Source organism: Mumia sp. zg.B53 (assembly GCF_019550935.1).
In the GTDB taxonomy this organism is placed as follows: Bacteria; Actinomycetota; Actinomycetes; order Propionibacteriales; family Nocardioidaceae; genus Mumia.
Genome location: NZ_JAHWCK010000001.1, coordinates 1950487 through 1973600 on the forward strand (window position 1 = coordinate 1950487; position 23114 = coordinate 1973600).

A 23114-nucleotide genomic window follows, 5' to 3' on the forward strand; every position below is an offset into this window, starting at 1 on the left:
GTCCTTTCCGGTCAACGGGCGGTGGTGTGCCGTGCTCCCGCTCGTGGACGTTCGGCGTCGTCGCCCGAGCCGGCGTCGGAGCTCGCGGTCGTGCCGGCGTCGCGACGGTCGCGCGACTGCGCCACGAAGCGGTAGCCGACGTTGCGCACGGTCCCGATCAGTGTCTCGTTGTCGGGACCGAGCTTGGCGCGCAGCCGGCGCACGTGCACGTCGACGGTCCGGGTCCCTCCGAAGTAGTCGTACCCCCACACCTCCTGGAGCAGCTGCTGCCGGGTGAAGACGCGACCGGGGTGCTGAGCGAGGAACTTGAGGAGCTCGAACTCCTTGAACGTGAGGTCGAGCGAGCGGCCGTCGAGACGCGCGGTGTAGGTCACGTCGTCGACGGTCAGCCCGCCGGAGCGGATGACGTGCGAGTCGGGCTCGCCGCCCGCCTCGGCTGCGACCCGCCCGATCGCCAGTCGCAGACGGGCCTCGACCTCGGCCGGGCCGGCGGTGGTGAGGACGACGTCGTCCATGCGCCAGTCGGCGGCCACGACGGCGAGCCCACCCTCGGTGACGATGAGCACCAGCGGGGCGTCCATGCCGGTGGTGCGGAGGAGACGGGTGAGCCCGCGGGCCTGGGCCAGGTCGGTGCGCCCGTCGATGAGGACGGCGTCGCACGACGGCGCATCCAGCAGCGCGCTGGCTTCGGGCGGGAGGATCTTGACGTGGTGGGGCAGGAGCGCCAGCGCAGGCAGTACTTCGATGGAGGACTGCGTACTCGGTGTCAGCAGGAGCAAGGTGGACATCGCGTAACCCTTCTGCGGATACAAAGAAAGCCCAGGGCTCTGCCCAGGGCTTCATTGCTTGCCTCACAATAGACGACGTGTCGGATGCATCAACAGCCGGTAACCGCGGCGCCGCGAGCAGTTCGAGCGTCACCGTCCGCTATTGGGCCGCTGCGCGTGCCGCTGCTGGCCGCGAGGTGGACGAGGTCGATCCCGGCACCGTGGCCGAGGTCCTCGACGCCGTGAGGGCGTTGCACGCCGGCAACGAGCGCTTCATGCGCGTGCTGGAGATCTGCTCGGTCCTGGTCGGCGAAGAGCCCCTCGGGAGTGCCGATCCGGCCACCGTCACGGTGGGGCCCGGCGGACGACTCGAGCTGCTCCCGCCCTTCGCCGGCGGCGCGGGTCGGCCCGAGACCGACCGCACGTGAGTCGCGTTCGCGAGGAAGCACGCTCGCCCCTCGGGCTGACCGCTTTCGCGCCTTGGGTGGTCACGTGCGCGCTGGTCGCTCTGCTGGTGCTCGCCGACTTCGCCGGACCCGTCGTGGTGGCGGGTGCGGTGCTCCTGGTGCAGCTGGTGCTGGCCGCGTCCCCTCCGCCGGCCGGCGTCACCCGCGCCCCCGCGCGGTCGCCGAAGGTGGCGCCGATCGCCTTGGCGGGTCTGGCCGCGGCGGTCGTCACCCTCGCACCCACGACGATCTCGGGTGCGGCGGGAACGGTGGCGACCGCGAGCGCGTCCGTCGCTGGGGGCTCCCTCGCGGGTGTCGGGATCGCCTTCCCCGTGCTGGTGCTGGCGGCCCTCCTCGGTCAGCTCCGTCGTCCGCCTCCGCGACCCGATGTCGTCACTGCACTCGGAGAGGTCGTCGTCACAGGCACGATCGCCCTGATGGCGACGGGCTGGCTGGCGGCGGCGCTGTCACCGGTCGGTCGTCCGGCGATCGTCGTCGCGGCGGTCGTGACCGTGATCATGGTCCTCGCCGACCGGTCGGTTCGAATGCGACCGGTGACCCAGGTCTGGGCGCTCGCGCTGAGTGCGTTGAGCGGCATCGTGCTCGCTTCTCTCGAGGGTGCCCACGCCCTGGTGGGCGGGATCGCCGCGCTGGCGATCGCCGGTGCGGTGCTCGCCGGAGGTGCGGTGGGTCGCCGGTGGCGCCCGCTGCCTCCTGCGCGGTGGGCGATGGAGGTGACCGCGCCGATCGCGCTGGCCGGTCCGGTCGTGTTCGTCGCGTCGTTGGTCTGGGCGGGTATCTGATCGAACGGCCGGTCCGGCGCCCGAGGGAGGACGGGTTCAAACGGGAGGTCCGTACTCTTGGAACGTGCCCCTCGGAGTCTCCGTCCTCGTCGTCGTGCTCATCGTCACCGGCGCCTTCGCGCTGTTCCGCCACCGCCGCGACGGGCGTGTCCGTGCCGCCGGGCCTGTGGCACCGACGCCTCCGGTCGATGGTGCTCCCGCCCCGGCCGAGCCTGCCGTGCTCACCGCTGCCGACATCGGTTCCGGACTGGGAGAGGCTGCCACGCTGGTCCAGGTCTCGAGTGCCTTCTGTGCTCCGTGCCGTGCGGCGCGGGTGCTCCTGACTCGGGTGGCCGACGGGCGCGACGACGTGGCCTACGTCGACGTCGACGCCGAGTCTCACCTCGACCTCGTACGCCGCCTCGGCATCCTGCGTACTCCGACGGTGCTCGTCCTCGACCGTGATGGCGCGGTCGTCGGTCGCGCCTCCGGCGTCCCACGGGTCACTGAGATCGAGGCGGTTCTCGACAGCGTCACAAAGACGCGTGTCTCGGATGATGGATAGCCGTCTCATTTGTTGGACGGGAAAGTGACCGGTGGGGGATCGCCGCCTACTCTTGCGGCATGCCTCCCACGACACACCTGACCAGGCGACGGGCAGTCGACAACTGCCGCGTGCGCTCGGCGCTGTGTCGCATGCGCTGAACGAACCCACCTGTCCGCCGCCCGTGCGGCACCGTTCTGCGCCTGGAGTCTCCATGTCTCACACCTCGTCGACCACCCCGCGTCGAGCTGCTCCCACCGCCGGCCCCGATGCCGGTCTTCACGGAGTGGTCGACCCGCGGGGTCAACGCTTCTCCGCCGCGATCACCGCGGCCGTCCTCGCGGTCGCTCTCGTGACGATCGGCTCGTCGCTCGCGACGGTGCTGATCGCGTTCCAGGCCCTCGTCTTCGCCCTCGGGGTGCTCGTGGGGCCGGCGGGCACGCCGTACGCCCAGCTGTTCGCGCGGCTCGTACGGCCCCGCATCGGCGCTCCGACGGAGACCGAGGACGCCCGCCCGCCGCGCTTCGCCCAGTCGGTGGGGCTCGTCTTCACCCTGATCGCCCTCGTCGCCTCGCTCGTCGGTGCCGCACCGGTCGCCGCGGTCGCCGTCGGCTTTGCGCTGGCCGCAGCGCTGCTCAACGCCGTCACCGGCTTCTGCCTCGGCTGCGAGATGTACCTCATCGTCCGACGGGTCTCGCCGCAGCGGGCCTGACTGCACCACTCATCAGCACCACCCATCCAGCGTCACACCAACCGTGGAGGTATCCCATGAGCCGCGACACCGCGCTCGTCACCGCCGACTGGGTCGAGGAGCACCTGTCCGACCCGAACGTCGTGCTCGTCGAGGTCGACGAGGACACGACGGCCTACGAGAAGGGCCACATCGCCGGAGCGATCAAGCTCGACTGGAAGACCGACCTGCAGGACCCGGTCCGTCGGGACTTCGTCAGCAAGGAGCAGTTCGAGGCGCTCCTGTCCGAGCGTGGCGTGAGCAACGACGACACCGTCGTGCTCTACGGCGGCAACAACAACTGGTTCGCGGCCTACGCCTACTGGTACTTCAAGCTGTACGGCCACCAGGACGTCAAGCTGCTCGACGGGGGCCGCAAGAAGTGGGAGCTCGACAGCCGCGAGCTCGTCAAGGAGATCCCGACCCGCGAGAAGACGTCCTACACCGCCTCGGAGCAGGACACCTCCATCCGCGCCTTCCGTGACGAGGTCGTCGCCGCGATCGGCGTCCAGAACCTCATCGACGTGCGCAGCCCCGACGAGTTCGCCGGGCGCCTGCTCGCTCCTGCCCACCTCCCGCAGGAGCAGGCCCAGCGCGGCGGCCACATCCCCACGGCCGGCAACGTCCCGTGGAGCAAGGCAGCCAACGACGACGGCACCTTCAAGAGCAACGAGGAGCTGGAGGCGCTCTACGCCGAGGCCGGCCTCGACCGCAGCAAGGACACCATCGCCTACTGCCGCATCGGCGAGCGCTCGTCGCACACGTGGTTCGTGCTCCAGGAGCTCCTCGAGATCCCGAACGTGAAGAACTACGACGGCTCCTGGACCGAGTACGGCTCGCTGATCGGCGTCCCCGTCGCGCTCGGCGACGAGCCCGGCGAGGCCTGAGCCCGTGTGCGGCGCGACACGCGGCGGCCCCAGCCTCGAGGGGGTCGACCTCGCGAAGGAGTCCGTGATCCAGGGCATCGTCACCAGGTCAGGTGAGCCGGTCGGCAACGCCTACGTGCGGCTGCTCGACGCCACCGGCGAGTTCACCGCCGAGGTCCCGACGTCGGAGACCGGCCAATTCCGGTTCTTCGCCGCTCCCGGCGAGTGGACGCTGCGCACTCTCGCGCCGCGCGCGCGCTCGGTCGACCGCCAGGTCAAGGCCCAGCGTGGGAGCGCCGTCGACATCGAGGTGACGATCGAGGCGGCCTGACAGTACGGCACAACGAAGCCCCCGCACCGGATCTCCGTCCGGGCGGGGGCTTCGTCGTACGTCGGGAGCTGCCTCGTACGGGCGGCTGGCTCAGCTGACCTCGGTCTCGCTGCCGAGCTTGGCGGCATCAGGGTTGAGGCGAAGGTATTTCTTGACCTTGTCGTTGCGGACCATGCGCCAGAGCTCCTCGCCCTTCTCCTCGTCGAGGTTGACCACGTTCATGCCGTTGTCGAGGTTGCGCGTCGACGGCGATCCGAGGGGGACGGTGAGGAAGTCGACGTCGTCCACGCTGACGCCGCGCAGCGCCAACGCAAGACCGGTGATGTCGGAGGTCGTGAAGTTCTCGTCGATCGTGAGGTTCGCGGCGACGGACTCGACCGTCTTCTGGAGCGAGATCGGGTTGCTGACGTTGGTCCCGCTCATCATTTCCTTGAGGAGGAGACGGATGAAGTTCTGCTGGCGCTTGATGCGGCCGAAGTCGCCGTCGGTGAGCCCGTAGCGGGTGCGCACGTACTGGAGGGCCCGCTTGCCCTTGAGGTTGTGCCAGCCCTTCTTCCACTCCACCTTCTGGGAGGAGTCGTAGAACGTCTCGGGGATGTAGACCCGAACCCCGCCGACAGCTGCCGTCATGTCCTGGAAGCCGTCCCAGTCCATGATCACCATGTGGTCCAGACGCAGGTCGGTGAAGTTCTCGACCGTCGCGATCGCGCCCGACGGGCCGTAGTCGGCGAACGCGGCGTTGATCTTGTTCTCGCCGCGTGGCTCACCCTCCTCGTCGTAGATCGTGACCCAGGAGTCGCGGGGGATCGAGATGACCGAGACCTTCTTACGGTCGGCGGAGATGTGGGCGACCATGATCGTGTCGCTGCGGTGGATCCTGCCGTCCTTCCACCGCCCGTCCGCGCCGAGGTCGGCCTTGATCGACGACTTGTTCTTGTTGCCGTCGGCCTCGGCGTCGGCGCCCAGCACGAGGATGTTGAGGGCTTCGCCGGGGGCGGGGTCGGGGCGGTTCTTCTCCTTGATGGAGGCCTGCCCTTTGACGGTGTCGATGTTGTCGAGGTTGGTCATCAACCCGTACGCGTACGTGGCGCCGCCGACGAGCACCACGGAGAGCACTGCGGCGACGGACGCGCCGATCCAGTGCCGGCGCAGCCAACCGCGCGGCTTCTCGCCGCGTCGCTTCCCGGCGCCGTCGTAGTCGCTCATCCCTCTCCCTGTCCAGCACAGCGCAGCCCAAGCGGACGGCCGGGGCTGCGGTCTCGCTCATTGTGCCCCATGAAAGGTCATCAGCCCAGGCGATGTCTCATCTTCGGCGCATCTCGGCGCTGTCGAGGATCAACGTCACCGGGCCGTCGTTGATCATCTCCACCGCCATGTCCGCTCCGAACACTCCACGTTCGACGTGCGCCCCGAGTTCCTGCAGCGCGCGGCAGTATTCCTCGTAGAGCGGCTCGGAGACCGGCGCCGGCGCCGCATCTCCCCACGACGGTCGCCGGCCCTTGCGGACGTCGGCGTACAGCGTGAACTGACTGATGACCAGGAGGGGAGCGGCGAGGTCGGAGGCCGAGCGCTCCCCGCGGAGGATCCGCAGGCCCCACGTCTTGGCGGCCAGCGCGACGGCGTCGTCGGGGCTGTCGACGTGCGTGACACCGAGGAGGACGACCAGCCCCGGGCGCTCGATCGCGCCCACGACCTTCCCCTCGACCCGGACCGACGCAGAGCTGACTCGCTGGATCACCGCACGCATCCGCACAGTGTGACGGAGGGGCTGCCGGTCGCACGTAGACTGGCGGCATGCCGTTCGAGATTCCCGAGGACCTGCACCCCGACATCCTCGGATTGGCCTGGTTGCTCGGGCAGTGGCACGGCAACGGCCGGGGTGACTATCCGACGATCGAGTCGTTCTCCTTCGAGCAGGACGTCGCGTTCGCGCACGACGGCCGTCCGTTCCTCCACTACTTCAGCCAGACGTGGATCACCGACGAGTCGGGCGAGCGCGTCCGGCCGGGGGCGCTCGAGACGGGCTTCCTCCGTCCCGGGGGGCCGATCGAGAAGGCCAAGGGGCCGGTCGAGCTGCTCCTCGCGCACCCGACGGGCTTCGTCGAGATCTACTTCGGCGAGCTGGACGGTCCTCGCCTGACTCTGCAGACCGACGCGGTCGTCCGTACGCCGACGGCCAAGGAGTACACCGCCGGCCAGCGGATGTACGGGCTCGTCGAGGGCGACCTCATGTATGCCTACGACATGGCGGCACAGGGGCAACCCATGCAGTCCCACCTCTGGGGGCAGCTCAAGCGTGTCTGACGTCGACGCACCGACCTATCGCAGTCCCCTCCTCGATCTGCCTGGCGCGGTCGAGGGCGACGGCGTCGACCGAGGCGTCGCAGCCCACTACGGAGCGATCAGCCCCGAGCAGCGAGCCCTCGAGGCCGGACAGGCGTTCGTCGACCTGTCCCACCGCGACGTCCTCACGATCACCGGCGCTGACCGGCTCGGCTGGCTGCACTCGCTGACCACCCAGGCCTTCGACCGGCTGTCGCCTGGCACTCCCACCCAGGCGCTCGTCCTGTCGCCCCAGGGTCGGGTGGAGCACGCCTTCCACGGCGTGGACGACGGTGAGACCTTCGTGGCGCACACCGAGCCCGGTCGCGGCACTGCGCTGGCGGCGTACCTCGACTCGATGCGGTTCATGATGCGGGTCGATGTCACGCTCGCCACCGGCACCCACGCGGTCCTCGGGCTGTCCGGCCTCCGGTACGCCGTGATCCCGCGGGCCGAGCTGGCGTCGGCGCCTGACACGTACGGGACACCTGCCGGCACCTGGGCCTGGGAGGCGTTGCGGATCGCCGCCGGTGTGCCGCGCCCCGGGCTCGACACCGACGACAAGTCGATCCCCAACGAGTACGGGTGGCAGTACGACGCCGCCACCGGCACGTCGGATCTCATGCAGGCGGTGCACCTCGACAAGGGTTGCTACCGCGGACAGGAGACGGTCGCCCGGATCCACAACCTCGGTCGCCCGCCCCGCCGTGCGGTCCTGCTGCACCTCGACGGCTCGGCCGAGCACCTGCCCTCCCATGGCGCCGAGGTCCAGCTGGACGGGCGCCGGGTCGGATTCGTCGGGTCGACGGCGCGTCACCACGAGCTCGGGCCGATCGCCCTCGCCGTCGTGAAGCGCAACGTGCCCGTCGAGGAGACGCTCCTCGTCGACGGTGTCCCCGCCGCGCAGGAGGCGCTGGTCGACCCCGAGATCGGCCTGCACGTGCGTCCGGCGCTCTGAGACCGCTTGCTAGGGTCCCCGCATGCGTATCTCGGTCATCGGCTGCTCCTACCTGGGCGCCGTCACCTCGTCGTGCCTGGCGCGGATGGGTCATGACGTCACCGGAGTCGACATCGCCACCCGTATCGTCGACGACCTCTCGGCCGGGCGTGCGCCGTTCTTCGAGCCCGGACTCCAGGATCTCCTGAGCGAGCAGCGCGACACCGGCCGGCTCCGCTACACGACCGACCCTGCGGCCGTCGCCGGGAGCAGGGTGCACTTCGTGTGCGTCGGTACGCCCCAGAGCGCGGGCGAGAACGCGGCCGACCTCAGCCAGGTCGACAGTGCGATCGAGAGCCTGCTGCCGCACCTTGCACCGGGTGACGTGGTCGTCGGCAAGTCCACGGTGCCGGTGGGCACGGCGGCCCGGATCGCCGCCCGGATCGCGCAGGTGCAGCCCGAGGCCACGCTCGTCTGGAACCCGGAGTTCCTGCGTGAGGGCTTCGCCGTCGAGGACACGCTGCACCCGGACCGGATCGTCTACGGGTTGCCGGAGGGCGCCGCCGGCGCGCGGGCGCGGGCCGTCCTCGACGAGGTGTACGCCGCGCCGCTCGCCGAGGGTGCGCCGCTGGTCGTCACCGACTACCCGACCGCCGAGCTGGTGAAGGTGGCCGCCAACTCGTTCCTGGCCACCAAGATCTCCTTCATCAACGCGATGGCCGAGCTGTGCGAGGTCGCCGGAGCCGACGTGACCGCACTGGCCGACGCGATCGGCCACGACGACCGCATCGGACGCAAGTTCCTCAACGCCGGGATCGGGTTCGGCGGCGGCTGCCTGCCGAAGGACATCCGCGCGTTCATGGCACGCGCTGGCGAGCTCGGTGCCGACGAGGCACTGACCTTCCTCCGCGAGGTCGACACGATCAACCTGCGTCGCCGCGACAGGGTGGTCGAGATCGCGCGCCAGGTCCTCGACGGCGCCGTCACCGGCCGTACGATCGCCGTGCTCGGTGCCGCCTTCAAGCCCAACAGCGACGACGTCCGCGACTCGCCCGCGCTGGACGTGGCAGCGCGCCTGCACGTCCACGGCGCCGAGGTGCGTGTCACCGACCCCCACGCGATCGACAACGCGCGGCGCCTGCACCCCGAGCTGACCTATGTGCCGTCGGTCGACGAGGCCGTGGACGGCGCCGACCTCGTCCTCCTGCTCACCGAGTGGCGCGAGTACGTCGCGCTCGACCCGGCAGCGCTGGCCAAGCAGGTCCGCAGCGCCGTCGTGGTCGACGGACGCAACGTGCTCGACCCGATCCAGTGGCGCGAGGCCGGCTGGACCTACCGGGGTCTCGGCCGGCCGTAGTCAGCCGCGCCCCGACGCACGTCCGATATCACACCCGCCCGATTCGTGGTCCGGCGTGCCCGGCCCATAGACTTGATTGGCTATGACTGAATCCGCGCCACTCGATGCGCACCCTTCTTTTGCTGACCTTCTCGACGACGAGCGGCTGGTCCGCGCCCTTGCTGACGTCGGCTACGAATCGCCGTCCCCCATCCAGGCCGAGGCGATCCCCCCGCTGCTCGCCGGCCGCGACATCATCGGCATGGCGCAGACCGGCACCGGCAAGACCGCTGCCTTCGCGCTGCCGATCCTGTCCGGCATCGACGTGTCCCGACGCGACACGCAGGCACTCGTGCTGGCCCCGACCCGTGAGCTGGCGCTCCAGGTCTCCGAGGCGTTCGCGTCGTACGCCAAGCACCTGCCCGGCCTCAACGTCGTCCCCGTCTACGGTGGGGCGGGCTACACCGAGCAGCTCGCCGCGCTCCGCAAGGGCGCGCACGTCGTCGTCGGCACGCCCGGTCGCGTGATCGACCACCTCGAGCGCGGCCGCCTCGACCTGACGACCATCTCCTACCTCGTCCTCGACGAGGCCGACGAGATGCTCAAGATGGGCTTCGCCGAGGACGTCGAGCGGATCCTGCGCGACACACCCACGACGAAGCAGGTGGCGCTGTTCTCGGCCACGATGCCGTCGACGATCCGCCGACTGGCCAACCAGTACCTCAAGGATCCCATCGAGGTGAGGGTCAAGGCCAAGACGGTCACCGCCAAGAACGTGCGCCAGCGCTGGCTGCTGGTCCCGCACTTCCGCAAGCTGGACGCTCTCGCCCGCTTCCTCGAGGTCGAGCCGCACGAGGGCGTCATCGTCTTCGTCCGGACCAAGCAGGTGACCGAGGAGCTCGCCGAGCAGCTGCGGGCGTACGGCCACACGGCGCAGGCCATCAACGGCGACCTGGTGCAGGCGCAGCGTGAACGTGCCGTCAACGCGCTCAAGAACGGCTCGCTCGACATCCTCGTGGCGACCGACGTCGCGGCCCGCGGCCTCGACGTCGACCGCGTGAGCCACGTCATCAACTACGACATCCCGCACGACCCCGAGGCGTACGTGCACCGGATCGGTCGTACGGGTCGTGCTGGCCGCAGCGGTGACGCCGTCCTCTTCGTCACCCCGCGCGAGCGTCGCCTCCTGGGTGTGATCGAGCGCACCACCGGTCAGCCGGTGACGCCGATGGACATCCCGACCGCCGAGCAGGTCAACGCCCGCCGGGTCGAGCAGTTCGAGGAGGCGATCACCGACGCCCTCGCGACCAAGGACGTGCACCTCTTCCGCGGGCTCGTGGGCAAGTACGCCGCGTCCACCGGAGTGGACCCGCTCGACGTCGCGGCGGCACTCGCCGTCCGCGCCCACGAGGGACGGTCGTTCCTGCTCGACGCCAAGGACGACATCGTCCTGAGCGAACGCGACCGAGGACGCGACCGAGCCGACCGCAGCGAGCGCCCGGAGCGGCCCCAGCGGCCGACGCCGGACGGCATGGCCGTCTACCGGCTCGCCGTCGGCAAGCGTCAGCGCGCCACCCCGAAGTCGATCATGGGCGCGCTGGCCAACGAGGGCGGGCTCGGCCGGTCCGACTTCGGCAACATCTCGATCCGCTTCGACCACTCGTTGGTGGAGCTGCCCGACCCGCTGCCCAGCGGCGCCGAGAGCGCACTGAGCCGGACGCGGATCGGCGGAGAGCTGATCAACCTCGAGCGCGACCGAGGCGCACGCGGCCACGCCGGTGGCAGCGGCGGGGGCCGTCGCAGCGGTGGTGGTCGATCCTGGGACAGCGCGGGCAAGGGACCAGTACGCTCGGCCAGGACGCCACGACGCAAGGGGTAGGCGATGCACGCTCTTGGCACCGTCGTCCAGCACTACGACTGGGGATCGCCCACCGTCCTCCCGAGGATGCTGGGCGAAGAGCCTGACGGCAGCCCGTGGGCCGAGCTCTGGATGGGCACCCATCCCCTCGGCCAGTCGACGGTCGCCGTCGAGGGCGGCGCCGCCGTCCCGCTCAGCGAGGTCGCCGGGCGGCCCCTCCCGTACCTCTTGAAGATCCTGGCGATCGACAAGCCCCTCTCGTTGCAGGTCCATCCCGAGGCCGTCATGGCCGAGCGAGGTTTCGCCCGCGAGAACGAGCGCGGTGTCGCGCTGGATGCTCCGCACCGCGTCTTCAAGGACCCGCACCACAAGCCCGAGATGGTCTATGCGCTGACCCCGTTCGAGGGTTTGATCGCGTTCCGCCCGACCGCCGAGGTCTGGCACGTGCTCGAAGGGCTCGAGTCGCCCCTCGCCCGCCGCCTCAACGACGAGCTCGGCGCCGACCCCGGCTTCCCGGGTCTGGTCCGCATGGTGGGGCGGTTGCTGTCCCCCTGGATGGGCCCGGCGGCCGAGGAGCTCGACGTCTTCGTCGCGGAGTGTCAGGAGAGGTACGCCGCAGGTCTCGACCGTCGACGTGCCTACGAGACCGTCTCCGAGCTCGCCCAGCACCACCCTGGCGATCCCGGCCTCGTCGTCGCCGCGCTGCTCAACCGGGTCCGCCTGGAGCCCGGGGAGGCAGCGTTCGTCGAGGTCGGCGTGCTGCACGCCTATCTCAGCGGGACGTGCGTCGAGGTGATGGCCGGCTCCGACAACGTCCTCCGTGCCGGGCTGACGACCAAGCACATCGAGCCGCAGGCGCTCGTCGACTGCGTCCGGATGGGCATGGCCGAGGCTCACGTCCTCACCCCCAAGGAGGAGGCGGGCGTTCGCCTCTTCGCCCCCGAGGTCGACGAGTTCGCCCTCGCCGTGGCGACGGTCGACGGCACGGCAGAGGCGCTGCTCCCGGGGACGGGTCCGCGCATCGTCCTGTGCGTCGACGGCACCGTGACCGCCGAGGCCACCAGCGGTTCCCTGACGCTGACGCCCGCTCGGTCGGCGTTCGTGCCGGACGACGCCGGTGCCGTGCGCGTCCGGGGGACGGGCACCGTCGTCCAGGCCTACGCCCCGTGAGTTGATCGGACGACACCCCGCGACACGACGAAGGCCCGGCCAGGATCTCTCCTGGCCGGGCCTTCGCCCGCACGGCGGTCGCGCGGTCAGCCGTTGATCATCCCCGCACCGACGGTGATGCCGGTGGCCTCGTCGATCAGGATGAACGAACCGGTCGTGCGGTTCTTCTCGTACGGGTCGGCGAACAGCGGTGCCGTGGTGCGCAGCTTGACGCGGCCGATCTCGTTGAGACCGAGCTCTCCGGTCTCCAGGTCACGGTGCAGCGTGTTGATGTCGAGGCGGTACTGGACCTCCTTGACCATGGCGCGTGCGCTGCGGGTCGTGTGCTTGATCGCGAGCTTCTGACGCGGGCGCAGCGGGGTGTTGGTCATCCAGCAGATCATCGCGTCGATGTCCTGCGTGGGCGTCGGAGCGTTCTGCGGGCGGCAGATCATGTCGCCTCGCGACACGTCGAGGTCGTCGGAGAGACGGACCGTCACCGACATCGGGGGGAAAGCCTCGGCGACCGGCTGGTCGAAGAGGTCGATCGCCTCGATGGTCGTCGTGAACCCGCTCGGGAGCACCTGGACCTGGTCGCCCGGCTTGAGCACACCGCCGGCGACCTGGCCGGCGTAGCCCCGGTAGTCGTGGAACTCGTCGGACTTGGGACGCACGACGTACTGCACGGGGAACCGGGTGTCGACGAGGTCACGGTCGGAGGACACGTGCACGTTCTCGAGGTGGTGGAGAAGCGACGTCCCCTGGTACCAGGGCATCTTGTCGCTACGCTTGACGACGTTGTCGCCCTGGAGCGCCGAGATCGGGATCACCGTCAGGTCGGGGATCGCGAGCTTGGCCGCGAACGTGTCGAACTCGTCGCGGATCTTCTCGTACACGGTCTGGTCGTAGTCGACGAGGTCCATCTTGTTGACCGCGAGGACCAGGTGGGGGACGCGAAGCAGCGAGAGGATGACCGCGTGACGACGGCTCTGCTCGGTCAGGCCGGTGCGGGCGTCGACGAGCACCAGGCCGAGGTCGGCGGTCGAGGCGCCGGTGACCATGTTGCGGGTGTACTGAACGTGGCCCGGGGTGTCGGCGATGATGAACTTGCGCCGCGGGGTCGCGAAGTAGCGGTAGGCCACGTCGATCGTGATGCCCTGCTCGCGCTCGGAGCGCAGGCCGTCGGTGAGCAGCGCGAGGTCGGTGTAGTCGTAGCCCTTGTCCTGCGAGGTGCGCTCGACCGCCTCGAGCTGGTCCTCGAAGATCGCCTTGGAGTCGAGAAGGAGGCGCCCGATCAGCGTCGACTTGCCGTCGTCGACGGAGCCTGCGGTGGCGAAACGCAGGAGGTCCATGCGGGGGAGGGAAGTCTCGGGGGTCTCGGTGACGGTGGCGGCCATCAGAAGTAGCCCTCCTTCTTGCGGTCTTCCATGGCTGCCTCGCTGAAGCGGTCGTCGCCGCGCGTCGCGCCGCGCTCGGTCACACGGGCGATGGCGATCTCGTCGATGATCTCGGCGGTGGTCGCGGCCGCCGACTCCACGCAGCCCGTGAGCGTCATGTCGCCGACCGTGCGGAAGCGTACGAGGCGCTCCTCGGCGGCCTCGCTGCCCTTGAGCGTGAGGTGGTCGCCGGCCGACAGCAGCATGCCGTCGCGCTCGACGACCTCGCGCTTGTGCGAGAAGTAGATCGACGGGATCTCGATCTTCTCGCGGTGGATGTAGTGCCAGACGTCGAGCTCGGTCCAGTTGGACAGCGGGAAGATCCGCATGTGCTCGCCCTCGGAGATGCGCCCGTTGTAGAGGCTCCAGAGCTCGGGACGCTGGTTCTTGGGGTCCCACTGGCCGAACTCGTCGCGGTGGGAGTAGACGCGCTCCTTGGCGCGGGCCTTCTCCTCGTCGCGGCGGCCACCGCCGAACGCGGCCGTGAAGCCGTTCTCCTCGATGGCGTGGAGCAGCGTGCCGATCTGGAGGCGGTTGCGGCTGGTCTTGCCGTCCTCCACGACGACGCCGTCGGCGATGGCCTGATCGACCGAGGCGACGATCATCCGCAGGGACAACCGCTCGACCCAGTGGTCACGGGTCTCCAGGACCTCGGGGAAGTCGAACCCGGTGTCGACCTGCATCACGGGGAACGGGATCCGGGCCGGGTAGAAGGCCTTCTCGGCGAGACGGAGCATCACGATGGAGTCCTTGCCGCCGGAGAACAGCAGCACGGGCTTCTCGAACTCCGCCGCGACCTCGCGGAAGATGTGGATCGACTCGGCCTCCAGCTGGTCGAGCTGGCTCAGCCGGTAGTCATGCATGGGGGTCACCAGGGGTTCTCCCGTCGTTCCTGGGGGTTTCGATCGCGGAGCGAAGAAATCATCCTACCGACCGCTCCTCCCTCACCGAGAACGGCGCCGCATCCTGGCCGCGGACGCCCTTCGGGCGGTCGTGACGGACGATACCGACGGCGAGCAAGAGCTGGCCCGCGAGGTAGGTCAGCATGATCCAGACGCCGGCGGGCTCGGGCCGCGCGACGTCGGCGAGGCCCATGGCGATCAGGGTGTCCGAGAGAAGGAACAGCGCACCGCCCAGCCCGGCCGCGCGGCTGATGCCGAAGGCCGTGACGGCGGTGGCGGTGAGAAGCAGCGAGTAGACCACGATCGGGATCCGCAGCGCCGGCTCCTCCTCGCCGAGCGGCCCCCACAGAACACCGATCGCCGCCGACCACGCGACGAGACCCGCGATGGGGACCCACCAGCGCCGTCGCAGGCCGCGCAGGGCGCCCTGGCGGACGAACCAGGTCACGTAGCAGACGTGAGCGGCGCCGAAGCCCGCCATCCCGAGGACGAACAGCCCGTCGACCTCGAGCGCCACATCTCCGACCCAGGAGAACGCGAGCGCCGCGAGGAGCAGCCGCGGACCGCCGGCACGGTAGACCCAGAGGGCGAGCGCCGGCATCAGCAGGGCCTTGGTCACCGAGGTGGCCAGGCTGTCGTCGACCGCCACCAGGGCGAGATGGACGGCGCTCAGCGCCAGGTACGGGATCATCGAGTCTCCTCGTCCGCACGGCGAGCCCGGTCGACGTCGCGCTTCTCGGCGAAGAGGTCGACGCCCTCGGGCACGCCGATGCGGTCACGGAGCAGCGCCCAGGCGATCGGCCCGAGGATCACCATCCCCGCAGCGATGAGACCGACCGCGACCGGGTCGACGCCGAGCAGGGTGAGGCCGGTCAAGGTCAGCACGACGACGATGCCGCGGCGGACGATGCCCTGGGGGACGCGGTTGGCGATGCGCGCCCCGATGTAGGTGCCGGGCGTTCCTCCGAGGATCAGCGGCACCAGCACCTCGAGGTCGACCCCGGTGATCAGGACGTGCGTGATCGCGGCGGAGAGGACCAGCGGCACGGCCTGGACCAGGTCGGTCCCGACGAGGCGTACGGCGGTGAGCGCCGGATAGAGCAGCAGCAGCGAGACCATGATCAACGAGCCGGAGCCGACGGAGGTCACGCCGACCAGGAGCCCGCCCACGGCGCCGACGAGCACCGTCGGGATCGGCCGCAGCGTGGGGTCGTCGGTGGACGCCGGGCGGCCCTGACGGACGGCCCGGACGTTGAGGAAGGAGCGCAGCGTGTAGGTCGCCGCGGTGAGGACGAGCGCGGCGCCGATCGCCGTCTTGACGAACGCCGTCTGGTCGCCCGCGCCCCCGACCGCCTCGATGATGAAGGCGCCCGCGGCGGCCGTGGGGACCGAGCCGAGCATGAGCCAGCCGGCCAGCCTCCAGTTGGGCGAGCCTTCGCGCGCGTGCACGGCGGCTCCGACCGACTTGTTGACGGAGGCGGCGACGAGATCGTTCGCGACCGCCGCCGTGGGGTTGATCCCGAGGAAGATGAGCGCGGGCGTCATCAGGGCTCCGCCGCCCATCCCGGTGAGGCCGACGACGATGCCGACCCCGAAGCTCACCGCGAGGATCGACAGCGCGCCGTAGGTGAGGATGTCGGTCATGCGCCGCCGTCCCACAGACCGGCGGCGACGAGCGCGCTCACCACCTCGTCGAGGACGTCGGGGACGGTCCGGCCGGTGGTGTCGACCGAGACGAGCGCGTCGTCCGGCACCTCGTACGGGGAGGAGATGCCGGTGAACTCCGGGATGGCTCCGGCACGGGCCTTGGCGTACAGGCCCTTGCGGTCGCGACGCTCGCACTCCTCGAGCGGTGTCGCGACGTGGACGAGCGCGAACGAGCCACCGGCCTCCTCGGCCATGGCGCGTACCTGCTTGCGCGTGGCGTCGAACGGAGCGATCGGCGAGCAGATCGCGACGCCGCGGTGTCGCGCGATCTCGGCAGCCACCCAGCCGATGCGCGCGATGTTGGTCTCGCGGTCCTGCTTGGAGAAGCCGAGACCCTTGCTGAGGTGGTGGCGCACGACGTCCCCGTCGAGGCTGGTGACGGTACGACGACCGTCCTCGAGAACCAGGTCGTACAGGGCCCGGGCGATCGTCGACTTGCCTGAGCCCGAGAGGCCGGTGAAGAAGACGACGAGGCCTCGCTCGTCCAGCGGCGGCTGGTCGGCGGAGACGATGGCAGCGACCCGGTCGGTCAGCCGCCCGGTGCCCGTGACGGCGAGCACCTCGTCGGCGTAGGCGCGGAGGACGGCGGCGGTGAGGTCGGCGTCGTCGGTCGGCTCGGGCCGACGGGCCAGCGCCACCGCCACGACCGGACGGTCCGGGAGGGCGGCGAGTGCGGCTCTCACCAGTGCGGGTGCCGTGAGCGTACGGCGCGGGTCGGGGCCGGTGCGGACGATCAGCACGGCGCGGCGTCCGGTCCGCTCCTCGGCGTCGACGACCGCCTCGACGTCGTCGACGGTCAGAGGCTGCTCGACGAGGACGGCGATCGCGTGCGGGTGCTCGGCACGGACGTCGGCGGGAGCGAGGTGCAGCCGGCGGAAGGCGCCGTAGGTCGGACGGGCCAGGGCTCGAACGGTGCGCGACTCCCGGTCGTAGGTCGCCAGGGGAAGGCCTTCGGGATCGAGAAGCTCGACGGGTCCGTGGACCTCGTCCGGGACCGCGACGTCGAGCCGGCGGTCGGCAGGCCACGCACCGAGCAGAACGAGCTCGAGATCGGCGAGCTCCCGTGCGTCGGGGGTCCACTGCGCGTCACTCACGACGGCGATTGTTTCACGCGGCATCGGGACCCATCATCGACGCCGGGCATTTGCATCTGCTTGCTCTTGCAAGCACGATGGAAGGGTGGCAAGGATCAGTGTCGGCAAGACCGTGGAGGACCTGGGCGGCTACCTGCGTGAGCAGCGTCGCCAGGCGCAGCTGTCGCTGCGGCAGCTCGCGGACCTCACCGGCGTCTCGAACCCGTATCTGAGCCAGATCGAGCGTGGACTGCGCAGGCCCTCGGCCGAGGTGCTCCAGCAGATCGCGAAGGCCCTCGCCATCTCGGCCGAGTCGGTCTACGTGCAGGCAGGGCTGCTCGACCCCGACGACTCCGTGAGCGGCGGAGGTGTCGAGGCGGCGATCGCGACCGATCCTCGGCTCGAGGAGCCTCAGCGCCGAGCGCTGCTCGAGATCTACCGCTCGTTCGTCGGCGACTCGCCGACGACGTCGGCCGCGCCAGACGACGGGACCGACCGAACCAAGACCCAGGAGACCCCATCATGAGCATCCAGGACACCATCACCAAGACCGTCATGGGCCTTCCCCTCCAGGCGCTGGCCTTCGTCGGGCAGGCGCAGTCCGCAGCGGCGTCGCTCCTCGCGCAGCTCGGCGAGCTCGACCTCGATGACGTGCAGAAGAGGATCGAGGCCGATGCCAGGGCCCTCCCGGGCCAGGCCGGCGCGCTCTACTTCGACACGATGGGCCGCCTGAAGGACGTCGACGTCGAGGAGATCTTCGACGACCTCGAGGACCGGATCGAGCACAAGCTCGAGGACATCGCCGACGACGTCAAGGAGCTCGTCGTCATGCTGGCCGCTGTGGCCCGCAACGCGGCTGCCGACGTCGCCTCCGGCTCGCCCTTGGGCAAGAAGGGCGCGCAGACCGACGGTGCGCCCGAGCGTGCGTCCAAGGCCACGGTGACCAGCGAGACGCCGATGGCCACGAAGGCGAGTGACGCCCCGACCGCCGCCGCTGCGGCGGCGTCGGCCACGAAGGCGCCGGCCGTCAAGAAGGCTCCTGCGGCCAAGAAGACGTCGACAACCAAGAAGACGTCGACAACCAAGAAGACGTCGACAACCAAGAAGACGTCGACGGCGAAGAAGACTCCGGTGGCGAAGAAGCCCGCGACGAAGACGACGACGCCCACGGCCAAGAAGTCCCCGGCGAAGAAGACGACGCCGACCGCGAAGAAGGCCTCGTCGACACCGACCGCGACGACGGCCGCGAAGGCCGCCGCAAAGAAGTCCCCGGCGGTCAAGAAGGCACCGACGGCCAAGAAGTCCGCCTCCGCCAAGAAGGCGGCAGCCGAGACGGCGCCGCCCGCGCCCGCGACGGCCTCCCCGACGAAGAAGGTCCCCGCCAAGAAGTCCTCCACGGCGAAGAAGGCGCCGTCGACGCCGTCGGCTGCCACGAAGACGCCGGTCAAGAGGGCGGCGCCGTCGACTCCGGCCGGCCCGGGGACGGCCGGCGACGGTCGCTGACGTGTCGTCGGAGCGCGTCCACGGCTGACGGCAACGCGCTCCGACGGGCTACGCTCGGGGGGTGTTCGATCTCTTCGCCGTCCAGAGCCTCGTCGAGCTGATCATCACCGTGCTGATGATCGCGGCCAAGGGGTTCGCCGTTGTCGACGCGGTCTCGCGCTCGCCGCAGGCCTTCGTCGCGGCCGACAAGCAGACCAAGCCGTTCTGGGTCATCCTGCTCGCGCTGGCCCTCGTGGCGAACCTGCTGATCTGGCAGCCCATCGGCATCCTCAACCTCGCCGGGATCGTGGCGGCTCTCGTCTATCTGGCCGACGCGCGTCCCGCGCTCCAGCAGGTCAGCGGACGCTGAGGGGCGGCGAGACCCGCCGTACGACGCCACCGTCGAACACGTGTTCGACGGTTGGCGTACGCTGGGGCCATGTCCGTGCAGTTCCAGGGCTCGCTCTTCGACTCCGCCGACGAGCCCACGCTGGGTCCGCTCAAGGGTCAGGTTGTGCGCCACGACCTGGCGGACGGCGCCTGGGTCGACGTACGCCCTCACTGGGTGGACGGCGCCGACGACCTCTTCGCGCATCTCCACGACACCGTCTCGTGGCGTGCTGACGAGCGTGAGATGTACGAACGCGTCGTCGCGGTGCCTCGGCTCCTGGCGTGGTTCGGTGAGCGCAGCGCCTGGCCGCACCCGGCCCTCGACGAGGCCCGCGAGCGGCTCGGCGACCACTACGAGACGGAGCTCGGGGGGCGTTTCGCGACGGCCGGGCTGTGCCTCTATCGCGACGGCCGCGACTCCGTCGCCTGGCATGGCGATCGCATCGGTCGCAGTCGTACGCAGGACACGATGGTGGCGATCCTGTCCCTCGGGTCGCCCCGGAGGCTCGCGCTGCGACCGCGTGGTGGCGGCACCTCCTTGTCCTTCACCCTCGGGTCGGGCGACCTGCTGGTGATGGGTGGGTCGTGTCAGCGCACCTGGGAGCACGCGATCCCCAAGACGTCGAAGCCCGTCGGGCCGCGCATCAGCGTCCAGCTCAGGCCACGGGGCGTCGGTTAGGCAGGCTCGGTGGGGTCGTCAGAGAGCAGGTCGTCGAGCAGGGAGGCGAGACCGTCCTCCAGGGCTGCGCGCTGAGCGGGCGTGAGACATTCGAGGATGCGTTCCTCGTGTGCCAGCAGCGAGGCGACGACGCGCTCCACCTCGGCGTGCCCGGCCGACGTGAGTGTGACGGCGACGGCCCGCCGTGCCGCGGCCGACGGCTCGCGGACGACGAGTCCGTCCTCCTCGGCGCGTGCGACTCGCTGCGAGATCGCCCCTGCCGTGACGAGGGACTGCTCGCCGAGCTGTCGCGTCGTGAGCGAGTACGGCGGCCCTGACCGTCGCAGCGTGCTCACGAGGTCCAGGGTGCCGGCGTCCATGCCGAGGGTTCGGAGCGTCCGTCGACGTTGGTCGGCCAGCAGCTTGGCCACCCGCCAGAGCGGGGTGAGCAGGAGGATCGACGAGGTGGCGACGCCAGGGAGCTCGCGCTCCCATGCTCGGGCGATCTCCTCCGCCGACAGTGGACCCACATCGTCCAGGGGCGATTCCCCGGTTTCGCTCATGGCTGCTCCTCGCTATGTTTAGGTCTAAACATAGCGAGGAAGGACAGCGGATGCCACGAGACGTGCTGATCACCGGGGGATCTGGAGGGATCGGACAGGAGCTGGCGCGACGCTGCGTCGAGATCGGTGACCGGGTCGTCGTCACAGGGCGGGACGAAGGGCGGCTCGTCGCCTCGGTCGAGAGGTCAGGCGCTCGTCCGGTCGTCTGCGACCCCACGCGGCCGGAGGAGGTCGAGGCGCTCGTCCGTCAGGTCGGCGGCTCGGTCGACGTGCTGGTGAACCTGTCGGGTGGCAACGCCGACTTCGACCGGCAGGGTGTGGATCACCCCAGGCTCGACGACGTCGCCGACACTTGGCGGACGAACCTCGACACCAATCTGCTGAGCACCGTGCTCGTGACGACCGCCGTCCTCGGCGACATGCGTCCAGGCGGTGCGGTCGTCAACGTCGGGTCGATCGGCGCGGAGTACGCCAGCACCTCCTACGGGGTCGCGAAGGCGGCCGTCCAGGCATGGACGGCAGGCCTTTCACGGGAGGTGGGCCCGCGGGGCATCACGGTCAACTCCGTGTCCCCGGGCTACATCGAGGACACGGGCTACTTCAAAGGTCGGCTCACACCGCAGCGCCACGCGGCGCTCGTCAACGCCACGCACGACAAGCGTGCGGGGCTGCCCGCCGACGTCGCGGAGACCGTGCTCTTCCTCGCCTCGGCCGGCGCTCGCCACATCACGGGCCAGACGGTCCACGTCAACGGGGGTGCATTCACCACCCGTTGACGTGGAGCGTCAGAGCCTCAGCCCTTGGGGCCGCGGCGCTTCGACCGGGCGCGCTCGCCGGCGTCCAGGATCACCTTGCGGATCCGGACGTTCGACGGCGTGACCTCGACGCACTCGTCCTCACGGCAGAACTCCAGGCTCTGCTCCAGCGACAGCTTGCGCGGCGGGATCAGCTTCTCGAAGTTGTCGGAGGTGGCGGAGCGGACGTTGGTCTGCTTCTTCTCCTTGGTGATGTTCACGTCCATGTCGTCTTCGCGGCTGTTCTCGCCGACGATCATGCCCTCGTAGACCTCGGTCGTCGGGTCGACGAACATCACGCCGCGCTCCTGCAGGCTCGTCATCGCGTACGCCGAAGCCGCACCGGCGCGGTCCGCGACGAGCGATCCGCTCGGGCGCGTCGAGATCTCGCCGAGCCACGGCTCGTACCCCTCGAAGACGTGGTGCGCGATGCCGGTGCCGCGGGTGTCGGTGAGGAACTCCGTACGGAAGCCGATCAGGCCGCGCGCCGGGACCAGGAACTCCATGCGGACCCAGCCGGTGCCGTGGTTCGTCATCTGCTCCATGCGGCCCTTGCGGACGGCGAGGAGCTGCGTGACGGTGCCGAGGTACTCCTCAGGGCAGTCGATCGTCAGCCGCTCGACGGGCTCGTGGACCTTGCCGTCCACGATGCGGGTGACGACCTCGGGCTTGCCCACGGTGAGCTCGAAACCCTCGCGGCGCATCTGCTCCACGAGGATCGCCAGCGCCAGCTCGCCACGGCCCTGGACCTCCCAGGCATCCGGGCGCTCGGTCGGGAGCACCTTGATCGACACGTTGCCGACCAGCTCACGCTCGAGGCGGTCCTTGACGAGGCGAGCGGTGACCTTGGTGCCCTTCTCGCGACCGGCGAGCGGCGAGGTGTTCGTGCCGATCGTCATCGAGATCGCCGGCTCGTCGATCTGGATGAGGGGGAGCGGCTTCGGGTCGTCCGGATCGGCGAGCGTCTCACCGATCATGATCTCCGGGATACCGGCGACGGCGACGATGTCACCGGGGTTCGCCTCCTCGGCGGGGACACGCTCGAGCTCCTCGGTCCGGAGCAGCTCGGTGATCTTCACCCGGTCGACGGAGCCGTCGCGCTTGCACCACGCGACCTGAGTGCCCTTGCGCAGCGTGCCCTCGTGGACGCGGATCAGCGCGAGACGGCCGAGGAACGGCGAGGCGTCCAGGTTGGTGACGTGCGCCTGGAGAGGGGCGCCCTCGGTGTAGGTCGGGGCGGGGACGGTGTCGAGGATCGTCTGGAACAGCGGGGCAAGATCCTCGCTGTCGGGCAGACCGCCGTCCGCGGGCTGGGTGAGCGAGGCGCGTCCGGCCTTCGCCGACGCGTACACGACCGGGAAGTCGAGCGCCTCGGTATCGGTCGAGTCGTCGAGCAGGTCCATGAACAGCTCGTACGCCTCCTCGACGACCTCGCTGATGCGGGCGTCGGGACGGTCGACCTTGTTGACGACGAGGACGACCGGCATCTTGGCGTGCAGCGCCTTGCGGAGCACGAAGCGCGTCTGCGGCAGGGGACCTTCGGACGCGTCGACGAGGAGCACCACGCCGTCGACCATGGAGAGCCCGCGCTCGACCTCGCCACCGAAGTCGGCGTGCCCCGGGGTGTCGATGATGTTGATCGTGACGCCGCCCTCGGGCGCGCCAGGGCCGGCGTACTGCACCGCGGTGTTCTTGGCGAGGATCGTGATGCCCTTTTCGCGCTCGAGGTCACCGGAGTCCATCGCGCGCTCTGCCAGCTGGTGGTGCTCGTCGAAGCTTCCCTGCTGCTGGAGCATCGCGTCGACGAGTGTGGTCTTGCCATGGTCGACGTGCGCGACGATGGCGACGTTGCGGAGGTCAGAGCGAATGGGCATGCGCTGGCGTTCGGTCCTTGCGTGGGAGAGGCGCCGGACAGTACGCACGGCGCGGAGCATCGTCCATCTTACCGAGAGGGGCACAACGGTCGCTCCATCCGGCCCGGTGTGACGTGGCTCTCGTGTTCGCTCTCCGCAAATTCCGATGACATCTGTCGGTGCCAGGG

26 protein-coding genes are annotated in these 23114 nt (G+C 70.0%); 16 read left to right on the top strand and 10 right to left on the bottom strand.

What is annotated here, in order from left to right; all coding sequences use genetic code 11:
- Nucleotides 1-11 precede the first annotated feature (11 nt).
- The gene (locus KV102_RS09455; protein ID WP_220343334.1) at nucleotides 12-788 is read right to left on the bottom strand and encodes a response regulator transcription factor; all 777 of its coding nucleotides are present in this window, start codon (nucleotides 786-788) and stop codon (nucleotides 12-14) included.
- A gap of 77 nt (nucleotides 789-865) precedes the next feature.
- On the opposite strand from KV102_RS09455, the gene KV102_RS09460 reads away from it, so the two are divergent.
- From KV102_RS09460 to KV102_RS09485, 6 genes are all read left to right on the top strand, one after another.
- Nucleotides 866-1195, top strand: a complete 330-nt coding sequence (locus KV102_RS09460) for a MoaD/ThiS family protein (RefSeq protein ID WP_220343335.1) — start codon at nucleotides 866-868, stop codon at nucleotides 1193-1195.
- Nucleotides 1192-2016 carry a hypothetical protein gene (locus KV102_RS09465; RefSeq protein WP_220343336.1) on the top strand — a complete coding sequence of 275 codons (825 nt, stop codon included), beginning with the start codon at nucleotides 1192-1194 and terminating at the stop codon, nucleotides 2014-2016. The genes KV102_RS09460 and KV102_RS09465 overlap by 4 nt, the downstream gene beginning before the upstream one ends.
- Before the next feature lie 64 nt (nucleotides 2017-2080).
- Entirely contained in the window at nucleotides 2081-2560 is a 480-nt protein-coding gene (locus tag KV102_RS09470; protein WP_220343337.1) for a thioredoxin family protein, read from the top strand.
- A gap of 193 nt (nucleotides 2561-2753) precedes the next feature.
- Nucleotides 2754-3251: a DUF4395 domain-containing protein gene (locus tag KV102_RS09475; RefSeq protein WP_220343338.1), complete on the top strand. Its 498-nt coding sequence runs from the start codon at nucleotides 2754-2756 to the stop codon at nucleotides 3249-3251.
- A gap of 56 nt (nucleotides 3252-3307) precedes the next feature.
- Nucleotides 3308-4156: a sulfurtransferase gene (locus KV102_RS09480; protein WP_220343339.1), complete on the top strand. Its 849-nt coding sequence runs from the start codon at nucleotides 3308-3310 to the stop codon at nucleotides 4154-4156.
- A 4-nt stretch (nucleotides 4157-4160) separates the two neighbouring features.
- Nucleotides 4161-4466: a DUF1416 domain-containing protein gene (locus KV102_RS09485; protein WP_220343340.1), complete on the top strand. Its 306-nt coding sequence runs from the start codon at nucleotides 4161-4163 to the stop codon at nucleotides 4464-4466.
- Between the two features lie 90 nt (nucleotides 4467-4556).
- Here the strand turns inward: KV102_RS09485 and KV102_RS09490 are convergent, their stop codons facing one another.
- Together KV102_RS09490 and dtd are read right to left on the bottom strand one after the other, a co-directional pair.
- Nucleotides 4557-5672 (bottom strand): LCP family protein, encoded by a 1116-nt coding sequence (locus tag KV102_RS09490; protein ID WP_220343341.1) that lies wholly within the window; start codon nucleotides 5670-5672, stop codon nucleotides 4557-4559.
- A 97-nt stretch (nucleotides 5673-5769) separates the two neighbouring features.
- Nucleotides 5770-6213 (bottom strand): D-aminoacyl-tRNA deacylase, encoded by a 444-nt coding sequence (gene dtd / locus KV102_RS09495; protein WP_220343342.1) that lies wholly within the window; start codon nucleotides 6211-6213, stop codon nucleotides 5770-5772.
- Between the two features lie 47 nt (nucleotides 6214-6260).
- Here dtd and KV102_RS09500 point away from each other — a divergent pair, with 47 nt between their 5' ends.
- From KV102_RS09500 to manA, 5 genes are all read left to right on the top strand, one after another.
- Nucleotides 6261-6770, top strand: coding sequence for an FABP family protein (locus KV102_RS09500; RefSeq protein ID WP_220343343.1), 510 nt, complete (start codon nucleotides 6261-6263; stop codon nucleotides 6768-6770).
- On the top strand, nucleotides 6763-7746 hold the full coding sequence (locus KV102_RS09505; protein ID WP_308290284.1) for a folate-binding protein: 984 nt from the start codon (nucleotides 6763-6765) through the stop codon (nucleotides 7744-7746). Before KV102_RS09500 ends, KV102_RS09505 begins: the two co-directional genes overlap by 8 nt.
- Before the next feature lie 22 nt (nucleotides 7747-7768).
- Nucleotides 7769-9082, top strand: a complete 1314-nt coding sequence (locus tag KV102_RS09510) for a UDP-glucose/GDP-mannose dehydrogenase family protein (RefSeq protein ID WP_220346029.1) — start codon at nucleotides 7769-7771, stop codon at nucleotides 9080-9082.
- 82 nt (nucleotides 9083-9164) lie between these two features.
- Nucleotides 9165-10940, top strand: a complete 1776-nt coding sequence (locus KV102_RS09515; protein WP_220343346.1) for a DEAD/DEAH box helicase — start codon at nucleotides 9165-9167, stop codon at nucleotides 10938-10940.
- A gap of 3 nt (nucleotides 10941-10943) precedes the next feature.
- Nucleotides 10944-12089, top strand: a complete 1146-nt coding sequence (gene manA, locus KV102_RS09520) for a mannose-6-phosphate isomerase, class I (protein WP_220346030.1) — start codon at nucleotides 10944-10946, stop codon at nucleotides 12087-12089.
- Nucleotides 12090-12175: 86 nt separating this feature from the next.
- On the opposite strand, the gene KV102_RS09525 is transcribed toward manA, so the two are convergent.
- From KV102_RS09525 to cysC, 5 genes are read right to left on the bottom strand one after another with little or no spacing between them, the layout of a single operon-like run.
- On the bottom strand, nucleotides 12176-13465 hold the full coding sequence (locus KV102_RS09525; RefSeq protein ID WP_255559655.1) for a sulfate adenylyltransferase subunit 1: 1290 nt from the start codon (nucleotides 13463-13465) through the stop codon (nucleotides 12176-12178).
- Nucleotides 13465-14376, bottom strand: coding sequence for a sulfate adenylyltransferase subunit CysD (cysD, locus tag KV102_RS09530; RefSeq protein ID WP_220343348.1), 912 nt, complete (start codon nucleotides 14374-14376; stop codon nucleotides 13465-13467). The genes KV102_RS09525 and cysD overlap by 1 nt, the downstream gene beginning before the upstream one ends.
- Nucleotides 14377-14425: 49 nt before the next feature.
- Nucleotides 14426-15097 (bottom strand): lysoplasmalogenase, encoded by a 672-nt coding sequence (locus KV102_RS09535; protein ID WP_220346031.1) that lies wholly within the window; start codon nucleotides 15095-15097, stop codon nucleotides 14426-14428.
- The gene (locus KV102_RS09540; RefSeq protein ID WP_220346032.1) at nucleotides 15094-16050 is read right to left on the bottom strand and encodes a sulfite exporter TauE/SafE family protein; all 957 of its coding nucleotides are present in this window, start codon (nucleotides 16048-16050) and stop codon (nucleotides 15094-15096) included. Before KV102_RS09540 ends, KV102_RS09535 begins: the two co-directional genes overlap by 4 nt.
- Complete coding sequence (gene cysC / locus KV102_RS09545; RefSeq protein ID WP_220346033.1) at nucleotides 16047-17207, bottom strand: adenylyl-sulfate kinase; 1161 nt, start codon at nucleotides 17205-17207, stop codon at nucleotides 16047-16049. Before cysC ends, KV102_RS09540 begins: the two co-directional genes overlap by 4 nt.
- Before the next feature lie 85 nt (nucleotides 17208-17292).
- Here cysC and KV102_RS09550 point away from each other — a divergent pair, with 85 nt between their 5' ends.
- From KV102_RS09550 to KV102_RS09565, 4 genes are all read left to right on the top strand, one after another.
- The gene (locus KV102_RS09550; RefSeq protein WP_220343352.1) at nucleotides 17293-17712 is read left to right on the top strand and encodes a helix-turn-helix domain-containing protein; all 420 of its coding nucleotides are present in this window, start codon (nucleotides 17293-17295) and stop codon (nucleotides 17710-17712) included.
- Nucleotides 17709-18689: a hypothetical protein gene (locus KV102_RS09555; RefSeq protein WP_220346034.1), complete on the top strand. Its 981-nt coding sequence runs from the start codon at nucleotides 17709-17711 to the stop codon at nucleotides 18687-18689. Before KV102_RS09550 ends, KV102_RS09555 begins: the two co-directional genes overlap by 4 nt.
- 61 nt (nucleotides 18690-18750) lie before the next feature.
- Entirely contained in the window at nucleotides 18751-19038 is a 288-nt protein-coding gene (locus tag KV102_RS09560; RefSeq protein ID WP_220343354.1) for a DUF2516 family protein, read from the top strand.
- A gap of 69 nt (nucleotides 19039-19107) precedes the next feature.
- Complete coding sequence (locus tag KV102_RS09565) at nucleotides 19108-19737, top strand: alpha-ketoglutarate-dependent dioxygenase AlkB (protein WP_220346035.1); 630 nt, start codon at nucleotides 19108-19110, stop codon at nucleotides 19735-19737.
- Here the strand turns inward: KV102_RS09565 and KV102_RS09570 are convergent.
- Complete coding sequence (locus KV102_RS09570) at nucleotides 19734-20279, bottom strand: MarR family winged helix-turn-helix transcriptional regulator (RefSeq protein WP_220346036.1); 546 nt, start codon at nucleotides 20277-20279, stop codon at nucleotides 19734-19736. The two genes, KV102_RS09565 and KV102_RS09570, sit on opposite strands and share 4 nt — an antisense overlap.
- Nucleotides 20280-20329: 50 nt before the next feature.
- Here KV102_RS09570 and KV102_RS09575 point away from each other — a divergent pair, with 50 nt between their 5' ends.
- The gene (locus KV102_RS09575) at nucleotides 20330-21055 is read left to right on the top strand and encodes an SDR family NAD(P)-dependent oxidoreductase (RefSeq protein ID WP_220346037.1); all 726 of its coding nucleotides are present in this window, start codon (nucleotides 20330-20332) and stop codon (nucleotides 21053-21055) included.
- Nucleotides 21056-21072: 17 nt separating this feature from the next.
- Here KV102_RS09575 and typA read toward each other — a convergent pair whose 3' ends face one another.
- The gene (gene typA, locus KV102_RS09580; protein ID WP_220346038.1) at nucleotides 21073-22947 is read right to left on the bottom strand and encodes a translational GTPase TypA; all 1875 of its coding nucleotides are present in this window, start codon (nucleotides 22945-22947) and stop codon (nucleotides 21073-21075) included.
- Nucleotides 22948-23114: the final 167 nt, after the last annotated feature.